We start from the raw sequence: 18,158 nt of genomic DNA, 5'->3' as shown, positions 1-18,158 counted from the left end.
TTTGGAAAAATTTCCACTCTTATGCCTTGTTCTGCCACCTTAAATCAACTGGTTGAAATTCTTTTAGCCCAGCCTGTAAACTTATCAGCAGCCGCTTTAGCACAATTAAGTAGCGGTATCCAAACAGACACCCGGATTCTGAAGCCAGGTGAAGTGTTTGTGGCTTTGCGAGGTGAAAAGTTTGATGGACATGAGTTTGTCGAAACAGCGATCGCAAAAGGTGCTTTAGCTGCAATTGTTGATTTTGACTACGAAAATCCTGGTTTTCCTGTTTTACAAGTCAAAAATACCCTAGAAGCCTATCAAAAAATTGCCCGTTGGTGGCGCGATCGCTTTCATATTCCAGTCATCGGGGTAACTGGTTCTGTGGGTAAAACCACAACTAAAGAACTAATTGCCGCAGTTTTGGCAACTCAAGGACGAGTTCACAAGACATACGGCAATTACAATAACGAAATTGGCGTGCCGAAAACTCTCCTAGAACTCAGTCCAGAACACGATTACGCTGTGATTGAAATGGCTATGCGAGGTAAGGGACAGATTGCCGAACTTACGCACATCGCTAATCCGACAATCGGAGTAATTACCAATGTCGGGACGGCACATATTGAGTTACTCGGTTCCGAAGCGGCGATCGCCCAAGCTAAATGTGAGTTATTAGCCGAAATGCCCAAGGATAGCGTCGCTATTCTCAACCACGATAATTCTTTGTTAACTTCTACTGCTGCCCAATTTTGGCAAGGGCAAACGATTACTTACGGCTTGTCTGGCGGTGATATCCAAGGGCAGCTAATTGATAATGAAAAGATAACAGTGGCAGGAATGCAGCTACCTTTACCCTTACCTGGCCGTCACAATGCCACGAATTTCTTAGCAGCTTTGGCGGTAGCGAAGGTAGTGGGAATTGATTGGGCATCTTTGCAAGCTGGTGTAAATGTCGATATGCCCACAGGGCGATCGCAACGCTTTGCTTTACCCAATGATGTGGTAATCTTAGATGAGACTTACAATGCCGCACCGGAAGCTATGTTAGCTGCATTGCAATTATTAGCCGATACGCCAGGAAAACGCAAAATTGCGGTGTTAGGTGCAATGAAAGAATTAGGAGAGCGATCGCCGCAGTTGCACCAGCGAGTTGGAGAAACCGTGCAAAAGTTGAAATTAGACGGGTTGTTAGTCTTGGTAGATGGAACTGATGCCGAAGCGATCGCCAAAAGCGCTGAGGGTATTCCATCCGAGTGCTTTGCCACCCATGCAGAATTAGCAGCAAGATTAAAGACATTTGTTCGAGAAGGCGATCGTTTATTATTTAAAGCTGCCCATTCTGTAGGATTAGATCGAGTTGTCACTCAATTGCGTACGGAATTTGCTAATTGAAATTGGTAGTAATCGAATAATGGGTAATAGGTAATGAAAAACTGCTAATGGCTAAAGGTGCAAATTAGTCATTAGCTTTTTACTACTCAAAGCGTGGCAGTAATTAAAACAATTGAATAAAATTATACCTGGAATTTCCACTACAACCATTGATATGACTGTACCACTTGAGCAAAATAGTATTGCTATGCATGAGAATATTTCCCCAATACTCTACTGTTCCAATATCACAAGATGATGAAAATATAATATTTTCAGAGTCAACTATGTAAGTTCCTATAGAAAAAGTTTTCTTGTTATTTTCTTTAAAAAACCAACTTGTGATTTGTTCAGCATTGCCAGTTGAAGATACAGTTATTACTGTTCCATCTGAGTAAAACCTGATATAGCGGTAAACACCATTTTGTACATCTTCTTGATAAATACCATCGAAACGCAGGAAATAATATTGTGAAATAAATCTATGCAATACGTTCTTTAGTTTTACTTCTTCTTTAGTTTTTAGAAGTGTATAAGCCTCTTCTTTTACTCGGTCTTCTGGGTCATTTAACGCCTCTATAATCAGATTTAAACCTCTATCTTCATACTTTAGCGCTTTGGTTAAAGCTGCAATTCGATGCTCAATATTATTAGTTGCTAATTGTTGTTTTACCCCCTCTATTCCTCCCAGCACTGCTGCAAATAGAGGAATTGGTTGATTTCCTAAAACAGCATCATATTCTCTAGGGTTATTTGAATTATTTGACATTAAAATCTAGCAATGCAAATTATGAATTAGGTTAATATTCCCTATTCTAGCTTCAGCAGTAATAATATGTATCATATATAACACTTCTATTTTAGCGGCACCTGCTAGTTGCTGAGTTCCTTGCATTACGTAATATCACAGCCTTATCAGGATTTTTTTGCCACTCTTTTGACAAAATTAAACCGCATACTTCCGAGTTAGGATAGTATACGGTAAGTTTAATCTTATACTCGATCGAATAATAATCGAAAGTATATTATAATATAATCTTTAACAGGAAATATACTTACTGAGTTCTTTTATCTATTCTCTCTGTTGGAGGATTTATTTGCTGTTCGGAGCTTGTGTTTTGCTGAGTTAGTGCGATCGTACTCAAGAGCATCACACTTCCCACAGCCAAGGCTACCACAGGACGCTTCAGAAAAACAAAATCTCGTATAATCCTAGCTAAAGGACTGCTTTGACGACGTAGTGCCGAAGAAACCATCATCTGTTTGAGAGTAAATGGATCGCGGACGTAATGACCGCTTTGACACACTACAAGTTTTTCTTGGCAATAGGGACAACTAAACAAGCCAATGCACGTCTTCAGTGGTTTTGGCGTCGCATTTTTCTGGCAAATTGGGCAAGTAACATAATGATTATCAAAGGTGTGTGTATTCATCTACCTTATCCGCCTAGTCTCTTGGCTCGCTCTCTAAACAATATCTATAGTAAATTCCACTTAACACTTCATAGACTCACCTTTGTGGTCTATGGTTTTTAATTATACATACAGTCTGCTTTTGAATAACGTTAGTTTAATGACCGCAACACGAGTATAGCTAGATTCAGGGCAGAATGACTTGTTGTTACTGTTGGCATTTGGTGCAACCACCCAGCCTACATTTACCGTACTGTCTCTACAGCGTTGGAGTTCATACTGACTTGCACCTTACCACTGCTTGTTGACTATCAACTATAAATAATTCTCTCCCATTTAACCACTCTCCCGATGAAAATTATGCCCAGTAGAATTTTTTTTTACTAAAACTTTGTAAATTAGCCCGATTCAACATACTTGTCTGGTTGCTAAATAATGGCTCACAATGAGAAGTAACAGATAAAAATTTAAATTTTTTCTTACATTTACCTCGCCTCTCAATGACTCTCTTGCCTCCCACGGAACTGAGGAAGGTGACGGAACCACCTGCTTTTCCTTCTCTTTCCACTCGTTTAGCCCGCTTAATTAACCGTTTTCAACCATCTCTAGAAACCGTTGTGCTGCTTTTAGCCATATTAATTGGCGGCGGTACGGGTATGGGTGTAGTTACCTTTCATTATTTGATCCAGCTGATTCACGACCTCATGCTGGAAGACTTAATGGGCATTATTGGTGCTTGGGGCGCGTGGACTTTAGCCTGCGTTCCCACTCTTGGCGGCTTAATTGTCGGCTTGATGCGCTGGCGCACGCAAGACTTTGGCCCGGGACTTTCATCTTTAATTGCTGCTTCTCAGGGAAAAGAAATCAAACAGCCACTACGCCCTGTCACTAAAATGTTGGCAGCATCAGTGTCCTTGGGAAGTGGTGCTTCTTTGGGGCCAGAAGGGCCAAGTGTGGAAATTGGTGCCAATTTTGGGATGTTATTGTCTTTGGTGCTGCAAGTATCTCAAGAGCAACAGCGTTTGCTTTTGGGTGCTGGTGCAGCGGCGGGATTAGCAGCAGGTTTTAATGCACCGATTGCTGGAGTGTTTTTTGCTCTAGAGGTTGTGATGGGAGCTACTTCTTTTGCTACTTCTGCTGTGAGTGTGGTGCTGTTAGCAGCAGTGGTAGCAGCTTTAATTGCGCAAATTGGTTTGGGGGCACAACCTGCTTTTGCTTTACCTTTGTATCAAGTCCGCAGTCCTTTAGAATTGCCAATTTATCTCGGATTGGGTTTAGGAGCAAGTTTAGTTTCTCTAGCTTATAAAGAATCAATTCGGTTAGCCAAAGCCTGCTTTGCTGGACAAGTTCCCATTTTGGGATTTTTGGGAAAAATTCCTAGACATATCCATCCAATTATTGGTGGCGTCATTGTTGGTGTAGTAGCTCTGTATTACCCACAAATTTTGGGCATTGGTTATGGCACTGTACAAGCTATGCTGCAAGATGTGGAGTTTTCTCTGCCTCTGCTAATTGTACTATTGGTAGTAAAGTTGTTGACGACAGCAATTAGCACTGGTAGCGGTTTTGTCGGCGGTTTGTTTGCACCAGCGATGTTTTTAGGTGCTTCTTTTGGCTCGGCTTACGCAAAAATTGTGGCTTTAATTGCACCAGCAATTGGCGCACAGATGGCTGCTCCCCCAGCTTACGCAATGGTAGGAATGGCAGCAGTTTTAGCGGCTAGCGTCAGAGCGCCGTTAACGTCAATATTAATGTTGTTTGAATTAACGCGTGACTACCGCATTGTTTTACCTTTAATGGCGGCAGTGGGTTTGAGTGTTTGGTTGATCGAGCGAATCAAGCCGAATTCTAATTCTAATTCTAATTTGCAACAGATTGGACTTTCGGAATTGAAAGATGAAAAGACAGAGATGTTGCAGGAAATTTTAGTAGAAGATGCAATGCTAACATGTCCGAAAAAATTGTCAACAACCCTGGGGATATTAGACGCAGCTAAGGAAATGATCCGCGATCGCTGTCATAGTGCTTTAGTAATTAATGAAGCCGAGAAATTAGTAGGGATTATCTCTTTAGAAGATATCAACCGTTCGCTTCGCCTGGGACAAAACTATCAAAATTTGCCCGCAGAAATCCAGAGTAATTTATCCAATCAAACTCTTCTAGATATTTGTACCACTGAAGTTCTTTATGCTTGGAGAGATGAACCTTTATCTGAAGCTTTAGACCGCATGGCGCTTCGGGGTTTGCATCAGTTACCAGTGGTAGCACGAGACAACCACGAGCACATTTTAGGTCTGCTAGAGAAGGAGCAAATTGCATTAACGTGTAGTTTAGCAGTCACGCATCAAGCAATTCACCAATATTTATCTGCCCGACCCTTAACAGATGCGATCGCTAAACATTGAGTCAACAGTCAATGTTCAATAGTCAACGATCGATGGTCAATAGTCATTATTTGGACTGTTGACTCTGGACTGTTGACTTTGGACTGTTGACTATATTATTAAGCAGTGGCTTCTATAGCTTCAGCGTCTTCTCTATCTTCTGGATCTACCTGCCTGAGACGAATGTGCTTTTTACCTAAAGTGATGAGAAACTCATCTCCTGGTTTAAGGTTCATCTGTTTTGTATAAGCCGAACCTATGAGCAAGTTGCCATTAGATTGCACGCTAATTCTATAGCTTGCACTACGTCCACCACGCCCATTAGCACTAGGTGAGCTATCCAATTGAATGCCTTCAGCATCAATTAGGGCGTTTAAGAACTTCATCATATTGACGCGCTCTATACCATTTTTGGTAACGGTATAGTAACCGCACTTCTTGGCTTTCTCTTCTTTACTCTCGTTCTCTAGCTCTTTAACTTTTTTGAGCAGATCTTCACCGACTAGGGGTTCAATTTTTTTCTGTTTAGCCATCAACTTAGGTCGAAAACGAATGTTTCAAGTCTTTGAATCGATTTTATTTTAGCTGACATTGAGCTAGTAGGAACAGAATCCTTTAGTTTTTATTTCAGCCTTGCCAAGTATATTACATTCATAAGCAGAATTGTTACTTGATTTCCAATATTACCAAGAGAATCTATTTTGTAGAATGCTGGCAATAGTGATAAATATATATATGTTGTGAATTACTGCTAGACTATACTTGTTTAAGTTTTCTAAAGTAGCGCTAAAAAGTTTGTCTAACTGCCGATCTGGATAATTGGGGTACAGAATGATAAGCAAAACTGATCCCTAGTCAAGCACCAAAGTCTAAATTACAAATTTTTTTGATCGTTGACTATTGACTATTGACTCAAAAACAAAGCTGCTCAGTAATGAAACTAACAACGAGAGGACACTACAGTGTTAAAGCTTTGCTTGATTTAAGTTTACAGCCAGAGTACGGCCCTGTATCTGTGAGAGCAATTGCCAATCGTCAAGATATTCCTGCTCCTTACCTAGAAAAATTATTAATAGAAATGCGTCGTGCTGGGTTAGTGAAATCAATTCGCGGCAGCGTTGGCGGATATCAATTGGCAAGAGAACCTGTAAAAATCTCTATAGGACAAATTTTAGAGTCAGTAGGTGAAACAATTACTTATTTGCCCCACCACACCCCAACATCAGCACAAGCTGAAGATTGGGTAACATTTACGCTTTGGCAGAGACTAAACCAAAAGCTAAAAGAAGCTATATATAGTATTACTCTGGCAGATCTCTATTACGATGCTCGGAGTTGGCAAGCTTCACTGGGAGAAGAAGCTAATTTTGTTGTCTAGTCATTTGATTATTACTCACTAATCAATGCTAGTCATAGAAAAGACAAATGACATCAGTTGTTGTTTTGATAGTTGCTGCACTTTTAGATTACTTGATTGGCGATCCTTGGGGTTGGCCGCATCCAGTTAAATTTATGGGATGGGCAATTTCCCACTTCACCAAACTGACCCTAAAATATTGTCATAATTCTCTCACCCAAAGAATAGCTGGAATTGTCTTAGGTATCGTCTTAGTGATTGGTAGCGGAGTTATTAGTTGGGTAATAATTCAAAGTGCTAAATGGCTGCATCCACTATTGGCAATTGCCCTAGAAAGTATTCTCTTAGCTAGTTGTTTTGCTGGCAGAAGTTTAAGAACAGCAGCAGTTACTGTATTAAAACCTTTAACAGCAGGAAATTTGGCAGAGGCTCGCGATACTTTAAGTAATTATGTTGGTCGAGATACCAAAAACCTTTCCGAAGCAGAAATTTTGCGAGCGATTTTAGAAACAGTAACTGAGAATGCTACTGATGGGGTAATGGCTCCGCTGTTTTATGCAATTGTGGGAGGATTAATTCCATTTGTGGGAGTTGTGCCGTTAGCTTTAGCATATAAAGCTAGTAGTACTCTTGATTCAATGGTGGGCTATCGGGAAGCACCTTATACTTATTTGGGATGGTTTAGTGCGCGTTTAGAAGATTACCTGACGTGGCTTCCTTGTCGGTTAACAGTAATAACGTTGGCGTTGTTATCAGGTAAACCCCTGTATGTTTGGCGTATTTGTAGCCGAGATGCTGTAGCCGACCCAAGTCCTAATTCTGGCTGGAGTGAGTGCGCCTATGCTGCTATCTTGGGCGTGCAGATGGGAGGTACAAATTGGTATCGTGGCGTAGCCAAAAATAAACCACTGCTAGGAAATGATATTTATCCCATCACCCAAAAGAGCATTACATCTGCTTTGCAATTAACTAGATATTCTTTTTTACTTTGGTTAGGGGTAGCGATCGCTATATTCTTAATTCCCCTAAACAGGTAATCATAAATATAGGGCATTGAGTATGGGGCATTTCTTCCCGCACTCCCTTCCCTACCTCCCTCATTTCCCAGTTGCCTCTCATGTCTGGTATCATGCATTACTCAGGGGTATCGGTCTATGGCTATGTCTGTCAAAGTAGTTGAAATTCTCTCATCGGAAGAACTCCGTCGGACTGTAACTCGTCTGGCTTCTCAAATTGTGGAGAGGACACGCGATCTATCTCAACTGGTTTTACTTGGTATTTATACTAGAGGCGTGCTATTAGCTGAATTATTGGCACGTCAGATTGAGACATTAGAAGGAGTCTCTGTAGAGGTGGGGGCATTGGATATTACATTTTATCGAGACGACCTCGATCAAATTGGATTGCGGACTCCAGCCAAAACCGATATCCCTTTTGACCTTACAGGTAAAACGGTTGTTCTTGTAGATGATGTCATTTTCAAAGGCAGAACAATTCGCGCTGCTTTGAATGCAGTTAACGAGTACGGTAGACCAGAGGTGATTCGTTTAGCAGTTTTGGTAGATAGAGGACATCGAGAGTTACCAATTCATCCAGATTTTATTGGTAAACAATTGCCCACAGCCAAAGAGGAGATTGTCAAAGTTTACTTACAAGATTGGGATGGAAAAGATGCAGTGGAGTTGATTGCAAATTAGTCATTTGTCAGCTTTTCCCCATTGGATTACCCAGAACCAAATGGAGGAATTAAACATTCTGGAGCCAATGCTCAACTTTTATGTAGACCACAAGGAATTTATCGACAATCTGCTTTCAGGTGGGTTGCCGACTATTTTACCTGCTATTGTTAGTTTCTTTTGGTGGTTGATCTGGCGACAACGCCAACGGCGCATTCCCCCAGAAATTTTTGCTTTTGAGGTAATTAAGCCTCACAGTCCAGACTTGATGCAGCAAATTTTGGGCGGTGATGAGAAAGACCCATTGGCAGACCAAAATATAACTTACCAAAAGCGGGTGACTCATCGCAGCATCAGCCAAGAATTACAGCAGCTGCTAGAACAATACCGTTGGGTGTTAATTGTGGGACGTAATGGACTGGGAAAAACACGGGAAGCGGCTGAAGTAGCGAAGAATCTTAATCAAACAGGCTGGACGGTACTTTATCTCAAGCCGAATGAATGGTTGGATGTACCTGCACGGTTGCCAAAAGTAATTGGAGGCGATCGCAAGTTACTATTTTTCTTAGATGACCTCAATCAAAAAATGCACCGCAGCCACGAGGAAATCTCTCCAGAAGCGGAAAAAAGTTTGGTGGAACGCTTTACAGTTCCTTTACAACAAAGGCTGCTCGATACGTTAACTAAATACGAGTCTTTCTGCGGTAAAGCAGAAATTCGTGTGATTGCTACAGCACGTAATGAAAAGCTACCAGACTTTCCTGGCGAAGTTAATGCTTGGGATAAACTGCAATGGGAGAAATATCCTAAATTGTGGCAGCAATTTCAAATTTATGAATTGCCAGAACCAGAAGATCGGGCAATAGTTGGGGTGTTAGAAGCAACTGTTCCCAAAACCAAAATTTCTACTCAGCCAGAACAGTATCCTGAATTGGCGAGGCGCAATGACGCCACGTTCAGAAATGTAGTAGAAAATCTCCAACGTCTGCGCAACGATGGCTTACCCTTAAACTCCAACACGTACCGGGAGAGTTTAGGGAAGACTTGGGAAAACCGCTATCAAGAGTCAGTACAGCGATACCCTGCAAGCCAGTATATCTACGATGCGGTGGATTTATTGCAGCAATTCAACATCCCCCTGGAACGTTTCATCGTCGAGGCGACAGCCCAAATGTTAGCAGGTGGGAATTTTTGGCAAAGGCTGTGGTATCGTTGCCAAATTAACGTTGCTCTGAACTTTCTTATTCATGCTGAACGCATTCTGACACCTAGGGATGGGCAAATAGAGGGCAAGGGTAAACACGTAGAAGCCAAAGAATATTTGTTGCCCTTTGCTAAGGTAATCTTAAAACTAGCGGATCGACACCCCAAACAAATGCAGCGCTTACTACTCAATTTTGGTGTAGAGATGGCGGTAGCAAATTACGATCGGGAAGCTATTGCTTGCTGGGATAAAACAATCAAAATTCAACCCAATTATTACCCAGCTTGGGGTAATCGGGGTATCGCACTCAGTAAGCTAGGACGTTTTGCAGAGGCGATCGCATCTTATGACAAGGTGTTAGAAATTAAACCGGATGATTACTTAGGTTGGTATTACCGAGGTAACGTCCTAGATGAAGATGGACAACACGAACAAGCGATCGCATCTTACGACAAAGCACTGGCTCTCAAACCAGACCTACATCAAGCTTGGAATAATCGAGGAATTGCGCTGCGAAATTTAGGACGACATCAAGAGGCGTTGTCATCTTACAATCAAGCACTGGCAATTATCCCCAACTTGCATCAAGGTTGGGTTAACCGAGGCAATGCTCTGCGGAATTTAGGGGAATTTGCAGAGGCGGTAGAATCCTATAATAAAGCACTCGCTATTCAACCCCAGGATAGTTACAACTGGTACAGTCGCGGTAATTGCCTCAAGAACTTGGGTAAATTAGAAGCTGCGATCGCATCTTATGACAAAGCACTCGCTATTCAACCTGATGATGAAGTTTGGTATAACCGGGGTCATGCCCTTGGCGATCTAGGAAGGTATGAGGATGCTGTAATATCCTATGACCAAGCACTTGCGCTCAAACCGGATAAACACGAAGCTTGGTACAATCGCGGTAATATACTATTGCATTTAGAACGCTTTGAAGATGCGGTAAAATCCTACGATCTAGCATTGGCAATCAAACCAAATAAGGACGAAGCTTGGAATAATCGGGGTAATGCCCTGTTTAACTTGGGAAGGTATGAAGATGCGATAAAATCTTACGACCAAGCTTTATTAATTCAATCAGACAAACCTAAAGCTTGGAAAAATCGCGGCAATGCCTTATTTAATTTGGGAAGATATGAAGAGGCAATAAAATCTTACGACCAAGCTTTATTAATTCAGCCAGACAAACACGAAGCTTGGTACAACCGAGGTAATGCTTTACGTAACTTAGGCAAATATTTAGAAGCGATCGCATCCTACGACCAAGCGCTATTAATTAAACCAGACAAACACGAAGCCTGGAATAACCGAGGATTAGCACTGACGTACTTACACCGATACCATGATGCGATCGCATCCTACGACCAAGCGCTATTAATTAAACCAGACAAACACGAAGCCTATTACAACAAAGCTTGTTGTTATGGCTTACTAGGAAACGCAGATTTAGCAATTGAAAACTTACAAAAAGTTATCAAACTTCATCCTGATGAATGTCGCGAGATGGCAAAAACTGACTCTGATTTCGACCCAATTAGAGAAGATCAACGCTTTTTGGCATTAATCTTCCAGTGATTTTGTAGGCACTTCAACTGCTGTGACATCAATTGTGCCATCTGGGGTAAAGCGCCGAAAATGACGACTTTGGACTAACAGCTGCTCCCCACAATTAGGACATTGTAACTGGCTGTTATTTAAACCTGTAAATTCATATTGGCATACAGGACAGCGATCGACCACCAAATTACTTTGCAGCCACCAGCGAAACCCAAAGAACGCCACTACGGGTGCCAATAGCAACAATCCAAAAATAAACAGTAATGAATTAACTAACCAACCCAAGCCTAAAGATGCCAGCAACCAAAAAACTGCTAACAAGGTGAGCCAAGGGCGAAGATTTTCAAGATACGACGGAAAAGATTTAAGGCTCATTTTTTAAATGTCATCTTGCTCTCTTTCTAGGATAGCGAGTTTGGGGAAGAGTCAATAAGGGGGATGAGGGAGTGTGGGGAGTGTGGGAAGACGAGGGGGACAAGGAGGACAAATGACAAATGACTATTGACTCTTCAAAGCAACTCTTGCAGGCGTTTTTGCAAAGCATCCATGCCGAAAAGTGCGATCGCTTGTTCTCTTAGCCAATGCCCATCACAACGTTGGTCAACTCCTGTGAGAATTTCTATACAAGCTGCTGCTACACCATTGGGATCGCGGTGAGGAACTCGCCATCCTAAGTTACCATCTTGCAAGGGGTCTGCTGAACCATCATCATCGCCAGATAGGACTGGTATCCCACAAGCCATTGCTTCTAAATAGACAATACCAAAGCCTTCTTGGGAAGGCATAATGTAGGCATCAGCAAGGCGGTAATGCGGTATTAATTCCTCTGTGGGTACGAACCCAGCAAAAATTACGCGATCGCTCACACCTAAATCTTTGGCAAGTTGAGCTAATCGCGGTTGGTCATCACCACGACCAATGACTAAGTATTTTAGGTCAGGAAAAACTTGAATAATTTGCGGTAATGCTCGAATTGTGACATCCACACCTTTGTAAATATCCCCTGACCATAACCGCGCTACAGTCATCAAAACTCTGGCATTGGTTAAGCCGTACTTGGCTATTAGTTCTGGCTGCTTTGGACCAGGAGTAAATTTGTCTCCATCAATGGCACAAGGCAATATTTTTACTCGATCGGCGTTGATAAAATTAGCCGCACAGCTGCGATCGCGACTGTAGCGGCTAATTGTCCAAATCCCTGATGCCGATGTGAGTGCCTGACGTTCTCTGATGTTCAGCGGTTCCCATACTTCTTTACCGTAAGTTAAGACTGTATAAGGAATCCCTAATGGCTGGCAAAGAGTTTGTATCAGGCTTGCTAAGTTGATGTGACCGCAAAAAACGTGTTGAGGACGTTGTAGCAGCAAACACTTAAGCAACGCCAATGTCATTTTCAATCGACCAATCTGGGGAGATTGAGTTTTAAATCCATAAAATTTTAAATTTTCTGAGTTCCAGGGATGTGAAGAGTTGGGGCTATCTCGCAGTACAAATACTTCTGCTTTATAGCCTAAACTCAATTTTTGATAGGCACGAAAAATATCTTTAACATAAGACTGAATCCCACCTTCGTGTATAAAAATCTCTAAGAACACAAATACATGGTTAGTTGTGCGATTAAATTTATTAGCTCGACTGAGATTTTCGCCCACTTTACTGATTAGCGTTGTTGTGTTGTACAGATACGCGCTGAGAGTTTGTGGCGGGAGCGATCGCACCGCTTTGCAACCGTTCCAAATCTGCTTGAACCATTTTTTCTAAAATTTCTTCAAAGCTGACTTGGGTTTCCCAGCCAAGATTGGTTTTGGCTTTGCTGGGGTTAGCAACCAGTTGAAAATGTTCATCTGGTCGGAGCAAATTGGTATTTATCGTTACATAATGCTGCCAATCTAGTCCTACACACTCAAAGGCTGTAGATACCAGATCGCGAACACTGTGTAATTTACCCGTGCCAATTACGTATTCCTCCGGCTCATCTATTTGTAACATAAGCCACATAGCTTCAACATAATCTCCAGCAAAACCCCAATCGCGTTTAGCGTCTAAGTTACCCATTTCTAGAGTGTCGGCTAAACCCAATTTAATTGAGGCGGCGGCTAAAGAAACTTTGCGCGTCACAAACTGAGGCGATCGCAAAGGAGATTCATGGTTATACAAAATTCCACTACAGGCAAATAAACCATAGCGCTGTCGGTGATGTACCATTGTCCAGTGGGCGTGTAACTTAGCTGCTGCGTAGGGATTTTTGGGACGGAAAGGTGTGTCTTCATCTTGAGGAGAACAAAAGACATCACCAAACATTTCGGAACTGCTGGCTTGATAAAACCGCGTCGATAAACCAACCTGTCTGATTGCTTCCAACATCCTAGTAGCAGTCCCAGTTATCAGATCTAGGGTTCCTAAAGGATCGTTCCAAGAATCAGGTACAAAACTTGGCGCAGCTAGATTATAAATTTCTTCAGGACGTAGCTGTTCAATCGCAGTTAACAGCGCCACTCTATCTCGCAAATCAACCGTATAGATTTCCACCAGATTTGCTAAAGATCCGAGTTTTGCCAAATTGGGTTGTCGATGTGGCGGTACTAATCCAACAACTCGATAACCACGAGCAAGCAGCAAATGGCTAAGATAGTAACCATCTTGTCCAGTAATTCCTGTAATAAGGGCTGTCTTAGTCATCATTTTCTCCCCTTTTCCGCTATCTCTGGCAGCACTAAATAACGCTTGTTGGAGAGCAAAAAATTTGCTAGGAGTAATCAAGCATTTGAGGAGCAGTGTTTTTAACTACTCAAAAGCCTGAAATTGGGTTGTAATCAGTCTGAGTAAATTTAAAGTAGAGGACAGGAAATTATAGAAAAACGCCCCATTTTCCCCTTGTCTTCCCATCTCGGAAACTGATGAATAACCATTGATAAGCTGTTCCGCATTTAACTTGCATAATTAGGGCGGGCAATATACCCACCTCACAAGAGATTGATAAAATTTTGATATGCAAATTAAATGTGTTTTAGCTTATAGATGTCTTAAAAACACCGCAAACTTCCAACATCGCTGCCAAATCCTAACAAAGCAGCAACTAAATCTCGAATGCTAGTTTTACTAAATTAAGTATGTTTTTTTATACCAAAAAGACTAAAATTTTGGAATTATAAATTAGGTAATTATTACAAGAAAAATAAGTAACTTTATCAAAACAAAATAAATTAGAAATAATTAGCAGTATGAATACGTGATAGTGCTGATGAAGCAAACCCGACAAACAAAATTAGAAGCTGTTAGCAGCTTCCTATGGAATTTATTTTTATCTCCCGTTAACTACACATAGAGCATGAAAATTAATTCCCTATTCCCTATTTTCAAATTAAGAGAAGAATTCTCAGTATCATTCATCTTGAGATATCCTTCTCCTAATTCTGTTTCTCTACGGCATATTTAACAATCAGCAAACAATTTCTACCATCCGAACCACGTTCGTAGACAACACGATCGGCCAAACGTCTAAGTAGAAACCATCCATAGCCTCCTACTTGAAGAGTACCGGGTTTTGGCTCGGCGATCGCATCGGGATTAAAAGGTTGTCCATAATCCCAAATTCTCATCTCCAGTCTATCAATCCACAAGCAAACCTCAATCTCTATAGTGGTTTCTGGTGGTAAAGCTGAATGAGCATGACGAACTGCGTTAGTAAAGCCTTCCGCTAATGCTAAGTTGAGCCGATAGAGTTGGGTTTGTGACCAGCCAAGTTGAGACAAATTTTGCCGACAAAATTGCTCAAACCATTGTTGCACTTGGTTAAGGAGCTTAAGATCGCTCTTCACCGTCAGATGGTCGTGCTGCACTATGCTAAGCATTGACCTTGACTTGAATATTGAGTAAGTGATGAGTCTGTGACAAATATATGTATTGTTGGTAAAAGTACAGCACAACGGAATTAAAACAATTATTCAAAATAAAAGCTGACGCCGTATTCATTTTGAATTTTGAATTCCGCGCAGCGGTACTAGGGGGTTTTTAGATTTTGGAAGAGCTTGTGAATCCAAAACTAAATATCCAAAATGCAACCTGGATCGTAAAAAATTGACGCCTGTTGATTTTTTTCACAACACATATTACCAGAAGTATGAGTGATGGCTTTCACCTAATTCACCCAAAGAGTGAGCCTTCAACCATCATAAATTCGGTATATGCTATTGAAAATTACAGGCGTCAAAGTGCGGTTTTGTGACTAATTTAGAACAGTCCCAAAGTCAAAGATTTGTCCAATGGTAAGGCAGCACCAATACCTAGCCACAGGGTCACAAGTGTCCCAAATAGGAACACTGTGGTTGCAACGGGACGACGGAAGGGGTTTTGGAACTTATTGACGCTCTCGATAAAAGGAACGAGAATCAGTCCCAGTGGTACTGAAGCCATCGCTAAAACTCCTAAGAGTTTGTTAGGAAGCGATCGCAAAATTTGGAATACTGGGTATAAGTACCACTCTGGCAAAATTTCCAACGGCGTAGCAAAAGGATTAGCTGGTTCGCCGTTCATTGCTGGGTCTAGCACTGCTAGAGCCACAATGCAAGCGAACGATCCCATAATGACGATGGGAAATACATAAAGTAGGTCGTTTGGCCAAGCTGGTTCGCCATAGTAGTTATGACCCATACCTTTGGCCAGTTTGGCTCTGAGAATCGGATCGCTCAGATCGGGTTTTTTCTGTGTTGACATTTTTAAATATGCTCTCTTGCTTAAGTTGAGTTAAAGCATTTGTGAAAGCCAGCAGCTATCGGGCAACCCTAACTAGCGGCTAGCCGCTAGCTGGGTTTTTACAGCTTGTCAGCTTGAGATATCAAGTTTTTGTTTCTCTTCTTGTTCATCAGTTTAAAACAAACAACTCTATCTTGAAACTGACTGAGCTTGAGTGTTGGCGTTTCGGCTCAAATTACAAAGGCCCAGAAATGCCTTGTTTGCGAATCATCAAGAAGTGGAACAGCATGAAGACCGCAATCAACCACGGCAGAACAAAAGTGTGGGCGCTGTAGTAGCGGGTTAGGGTCGCTTGACCGACGCTAGAACCACCACGCAGCAGGTCGGAGATCAAAACACCAACCACGGGAATTGCTTCTGGAACGCCGCTAACGATTTTCACAGCCCAGTAACCAACTTGATCCCAAGGTAGTGAGTAACCTGTCACGCCAAAGGAAACGGTGATTACAGCCAGGATAACGCCACTTACCCAAGTCAATTCGCGGGGCTTTTTGAAACCACCTGTCAGGTAAACGCGAAAGACGTGCAAAATCATCATCAGCACCATCATGCTGGCAGACCAGCGGTGGATGGAGCGAATTAGCCAGCCGAAGTTTACTTCTGTCATGATGTACTGCACTGAGGAGTAAGCTTCAGCAACAGTTGGCTTGTAGTAGAACGTCATAGCAAATCCAGTCGCAAACTGGATCAGGAAGCAAACCAGGGTAATACCACCCAAGCAGTAAAAGATGTTGACGTGGGGAGGAACGTACTTGCTAGTAACATCATCAGCGAGTGCTTGAATTTCCAAGCGCTCCTCAAACCAGTCGTAAACGTTGGCCATACAATATCAAGTTCCTAAAAATCAGTTGCGGTTGATCGATACTCCCAATGAACAATTTTGGGATTTTAGCAAAGAGGATTTTGTTCGTTTGCTTTTAAGGCTTCAGAGTGATAAGACTTTTAATAAACTTAACACTCTGTAAACATTTTATGTATTGCGTTTTTTGGGCAAACCAACATGAAGAATGGTGGTCACAAAGTAGATCTTATCGTTTGTTGCGTGTGATGCAAGGGAATTAGCTGACTTAACAACTTGATTAAGACCAATGCACCACTTCTATAAAAAAAGTAACATAGTCGAGAGATAGATTTCATCAAAAACAAAGCAACTGGGCAGTTCTAGGCAATTTGGGTTGAGGTGGAATTCAAGATGGGCTTGTTCATGAACAAAAAGGTTTTTCGGCTGGGATTTTCATTGCTAATGGGAGTTTGGCTGGCACTGGGTACAATTATTCAACCAGCGGCGGCTTTGACAGATGAGCAAAAACTGATATCGGAAGTTTGGCGAATTGTCAATCGAACTTATCTAGATGAAACATTTAATCATCAAAACTGGGCAACGGTGCGGCAAAAGGCTTTGGAGAAGCCAATCAAAAACCAGGAAGCCGCTTATGCAGCAATTCAGAATATGCTCAAAAGCTTGGACGACCCTTTTACCCGTTTTTTAGACCCAGAACAGTACCGCAGTTTACAGGTAAATACTTCTGGCGAACTGACAGGGGTAGGTTTACAAATTGCTCTTGACCCGGAAACTGGAAAGTTGGAAGTAGTAGCACCCATAGCAGGTTCACCAGCAGAGAAAGCCGGAATTAGACCGCGCGATCGCATTGTCAAAATTGAAGGTGTCTCTACAGAAAATCTCACCTTAGACGAAGCTGCTGCGAAAATGCGCGGTCCAATTGGCAGTCTAGTGACGCTGTTAATCGCAAGAGATGGCGAGGCAGAAAAGGAATTGCGGGTGATGCGCGATCGCATTGCTTTAAACCCTGTCGTTGCAGAAATGCGCGTTACCTCACAAGGTACGCCCATTGGCTATCTGCGCCTGAATCAGTTTAATGCCAACGCCTCAATGGAAGTGGCACACGCCATTACTAGTTTAGAAAAAAAAGGTGCGGCTGCTTATATTTTAGATTTGCGCAATAATCCTGGGGGGCTACTGCAAGCCGGAATTGAAATCGCTCGGTTGTGGTTAGACTCTGGCACGATAGTATACACTGTCAATCGCCAAGGCATTCAAGGCAGTTTTGAGGCATTTGGCCCAGCACTGACTTCAGATCCATTAGTAATTTTGGTAAACCAAGGAACCGCTAGTGCCAGCGAAATTCTTGCCGGAGCATTACAAGATAATGGTCGTGCCCAACTAGTAGGCGAAACCACTTTTGGTAAAGGCTTGATTCAATCCTTGTTTGAATTATCAGATGGTTCTGGCTTGGCAGTAACAATTGCTAAATATGAAACACCTCAACATCGAGATATTAACAAGCTAGGTATAAAACCAGACAAAGTAATTTCTCAAGAAGCAATTACCCGCGAACAAATTGGCACAGAAGCAGATCAACAATATCAAGCAGCTGTGGAATTGTTGACAAAAAATTCTGTAGTGGTGGGATTGGGAAATAGGGCATAGGGCATAGA

16 protein-coding genes are annotated in these 18,158 nt (G+C 42.0%); 7 read left to right on the top strand and 9 right to left on the bottom strand.

Annotation, left to right across the window (positions count from 1 at the left end; translation table 11 throughout):
• Nucleotides 1-21 precede the first annotated feature (21 nt).
• Complete coding sequence (locus tag AACU33_RS02780) at nt 22-1,377, top strand: UDP-N-acetylmuramoyl-tripeptide--D-alanyl-D-alanine ligase (RefSeq protein WP_096586935.1); 1,356 nt, start codon at nt 22-24, stop codon at nt 1,375-1,377.
• Between the two features lie 103 nt (nt 1,378-1,480).
• Here AACU33_RS02780 and AACU33_RS02775 read toward each other — a convergent pair whose 3' ends face one another.
• Both AACU33_RS02775 and AACU33_RS02770 read right to left on the bottom strand, forming a co-directional pair.
• Nucleotides 1,481-2,125: a hypothetical protein gene (locus tag AACU33_RS02775; RefSeq protein ID WP_096586934.1), complete on the bottom strand. Its 645-nt coding sequence runs from the start codon at nt 2,123-2,125 to the stop codon at nt 1,481-1,483.
• Between the two features lie 286 nt (nt 2,126-2,411).
• Nucleotides 2,412-2,789 (bottom strand): hypothetical protein, encoded by a 378-nt coding sequence (locus tag AACU33_RS02770; RefSeq protein WP_096586933.1) that lies wholly within the window; start codon nt 2,787-2,789, stop codon nt 2,412-2,414.
• Between the two features lie 479 nt (nt 2,790-3,268).
• Here AACU33_RS02770 and AACU33_RS02765 point away from each other — a divergent pair, with 479 nt between their 5' ends.
• On the top strand, nt 3,269-5,173 hold the full coding sequence (locus tag AACU33_RS02765; protein WP_096586931.1) for a chloride channel protein: 1,905 nt from the start codon (nt 3,269-3,271) through the stop codon (nt 5,171-5,173).
• A 98-nt stretch (nt 5,174-5,271) separates the two neighbouring features.
• On the opposite strand, the gene AACU33_RS02760 is transcribed toward AACU33_RS02765, so the two are convergent.
• A complete protein-coding gene (locus AACU33_RS02760; protein ID WP_096586930.1) occupies nt 5,272-5,685 on the bottom strand; it encodes an AbrB family transcriptional regulator in 414 nt (137 codons plus the stop codon).
• A gap of 401 nt (nt 5,686-6,086) precedes the next feature.
• On the opposite strand from AACU33_RS02760, the gene AACU33_RS02755 reads away from it, so the two are divergent.
• The 4 genes from AACU33_RS02755 (at nt 6,087) to AACU33_RS02740 (ending at nt 10,967) form a co-directional block, all read left to right on the top strand.
• The gene (locus AACU33_RS02755; RefSeq protein ID WP_086760837.1) at nt 6,087-6,530 is read left to right on the top strand and encodes an Rrf2 family transcriptional regulator; all 444 of its coding nucleotides are present in this window, start codon (nt 6,087-6,089) and stop codon (nt 6,528-6,530) included.
• 47 nt (nt 6,531-6,577) lie between these two features.
• Entirely contained in the window at nt 6,578-7,546 is a 969-nt protein-coding gene (gene cbiB / locus AACU33_RS02750) for an adenosylcobinamide-phosphate synthase CbiB (RefSeq protein WP_096586929.1), read from the top strand.
• 117 nt (nt 7,547-7,663) lie between these two features.
• Nucleotides 7,664-8,206: a bifunctional pyr operon transcriptional regulator/uracil phosphoribosyltransferase PyrR gene (gene pyrR / locus AACU33_RS02745; RefSeq protein ID WP_339375720.1), complete on the top strand. Its 543-nt coding sequence runs from the start codon at nt 7,664-7,666 to the stop codon at nt 8,204-8,206.
• The gene (locus tag AACU33_RS02740; RefSeq protein ID WP_339375719.1) at nt 8,196-10,967 is read left to right on the top strand and encodes a tetratricopeptide repeat protein; all 2,772 of its coding nucleotides are present in this window, start codon (nt 8,196-8,198) and stop codon (nt 10,965-10,967) included. The genes pyrR and AACU33_RS02740 overlap by 11 nt, the downstream gene beginning before the upstream one ends.
• Here the strand turns inward: AACU33_RS02740 and AACU33_RS02735 are convergent.
• The 6 genes from AACU33_RS02735 to petB all read right to left on the bottom strand — a co-directional run bounded on the left by AACU33_RS02735 (nt 10,953) and on the right by petB (nt 16,524).
• The gene (locus tag AACU33_RS02735; RefSeq protein WP_096586928.1) at nt 10,953-11,324 is read right to left on the bottom strand and encodes a hypothetical protein; all 372 of its coding nucleotides are present in this window, start codon (nt 11,322-11,324) and stop codon (nt 10,953-10,955) included. The genes AACU33_RS02740 and AACU33_RS02735 overlap by 15 nt on opposite strands.
• A gap of 134 nt (nt 11,325-11,458) precedes the next feature.
• Nucleotides 11,459-12,610 (bottom strand): glycosyltransferase, encoded by a 1,152-nt coding sequence (locus tag AACU33_RS02730; protein ID WP_096595101.1) that lies wholly within the window; start codon nt 12,608-12,610, stop codon nt 11,459-11,461.
• The gene (locus tag AACU33_RS02725; RefSeq protein WP_096595100.1) at nt 12,603-13,628 is read right to left on the bottom strand and encodes a GDP-mannose 4,6-dehydratase; all 1,026 of its coding nucleotides are present in this window, start codon (nt 13,626-13,628) and stop codon (nt 12,603-12,605) included. Before AACU33_RS02725 ends, AACU33_RS02730 begins: the two co-directional genes overlap by 8 nt.
• Nucleotides 13,629-14,356: 728 nt before the next feature.
• Nucleotides 14,357-14,800, bottom strand: coding sequence for an ATP-binding protein (locus tag AACU33_RS02720; RefSeq protein ID WP_096586927.1), 444 nt, complete (start codon nt 14,798-14,800; stop codon nt 14,357-14,359).
• A 379-nt stretch (nt 14,801-15,179) separates the two neighbouring features.
• On the bottom strand, nt 15,180-15,662 hold the full coding sequence (petD, locus tag AACU33_RS02715; protein ID WP_045867443.1) for a cytochrome b6-f complex subunit IV: 483 nt from the start codon (nt 15,660-15,662) through the stop codon (nt 15,180-15,182).
• A 214-nt stretch (nt 15,663-15,876) separates the two neighbouring features.
• Nucleotides 15,877-16,524, bottom strand: coding sequence for a cytochrome b6 (gene petB / locus AACU33_RS02710; RefSeq protein ID WP_045867444.1), 648 nt, complete (start codon nt 16,522-16,524; stop codon nt 15,877-15,879).
• Nucleotides 16,525-16,893: 369 nt separating this feature from the next.
• Here petB and ctpA point away from each other — a divergent pair, with 369 nt between their 5' ends.
• Nucleotides 16,894-18,150, top strand: coding sequence for a carboxyl-terminal processing protease CtpA (ctpA, locus tag AACU33_RS02705; RefSeq protein WP_096586926.1), 1,257 nt, complete (start codon nt 16,894-16,896; stop codon nt 18,148-18,150).
• The last annotated feature ends 8 nt before the right edge of the window (nt 18,151-18,158 follow it).

This window comes from Calothrix sp. NIES-2098 (genome assembly GCF_963875125.1).
GTDB lineage: Bacteria > Cyanobacteriota > Cyanobacteriia > Cyanobacteriales > Nostocaceae > Aulosira.
The sequence above is the reverse complement of the archived record's forward strand: the minus strand, read 5'-3'. Positions and strand labels throughout refer to the sequence as shown.

What these genes read in the sequence shown, in the direction of transcription:
- AACU33_RS02780 (WP_096586935.1), top strand. Translation starts at nt 22, where the DNA reads ATGCCTTGTTCTGCCACCTTAAATCAACTGGTTGAAATTCTTTTAGCC.
- AACU33_RS02775 (WP_096586934.1), bottom strand. Translation starts at nt 2,125, where the DNA reads ATGTCAAATAATTCAAATAACCCTAGAGAATATGATGCTGTTTTAGGA.
- AACU33_RS02770 (WP_096586933.1), bottom strand. Translation starts at nt 2,789, where the DNA reads ATGAATACACACACCTTTGATAATCATTATGTTACTTGCCCAATTTGC.
- AACU33_RS02765 (WP_096586931.1), top strand. Translation starts at nt 3,269, where the DNA reads ATGACTCTCTTGCCTCCCACGGAACTGAGGAAGGTGACGGAACCACCT.
- AACU33_RS02760 (WP_096586930.1), bottom strand. Translation starts at nt 5,685, where the DNA reads ATGGCTAAACAGAAAAAAATTGAACCCCTAGTCGGTGAAGATCTGCTC.
- AACU33_RS02755 (WP_086760837.1), top strand. Translation starts at nt 6,087, where the DNA reads ATGAAACTAACAACGAGAGGACACTACAGTGTTAAAGCTTTGCTTGAT.
- cbiB (WP_096586929.1), top strand. Translation starts at nt 6,578, where the DNA reads ATGACATCAGTTGTTGTTTTGATAGTTGCTGCACTTTTAGATTACTTG.
- pyrR (WP_339375720.1), top strand. Translation starts at nt 7,664, where the DNA reads ATGGCTATGTCTGTCAAAGTAGTTGAAATTCTCTCATCGGAAGAACTC.
- AACU33_RS02735 (WP_096586928.1), bottom strand. Translation starts at nt 11,324, where the DNA reads ATGAGCCTTAAATCTTTTCCGTCGTATCTTGAAAATCTTCGCCCTTGG.
- AACU33_RS02725 (WP_096595100.1), bottom strand. Translation starts at nt 13,628, where the DNA reads ATGACTAAGACAGCCCTTATTACAGGAATTACTGGACAAGATGGTTAC.
- AACU33_RS02720 (WP_096586927.1), bottom strand. Translation starts at nt 14,800, where the DNA reads ATGCTTAGCATAGTGCAGCACGACCATCTGACGGTGAAGAGCGATCTT.
- petD (WP_045867443.1), bottom strand. Translation starts at nt 15,662, where the DNA reads ATGTCAACACAGAAAAAACCCGATCTGAGCGATCCGATTCTCAGAGCC.
- petB (WP_045867444.1), bottom strand. Translation starts at nt 16,524, where the DNA reads ATGGCCAACGTTTACGACTGGTTTGAGGAGCGCTTGGAAATTCAAGCA.
- ctpA (WP_096586926.1), top strand. Translation starts at nt 16,894, where the DNA reads ATGGGCTTGTTCATGAACAAAAAGGTTTTTCGGCTGGGATTTTCATTG.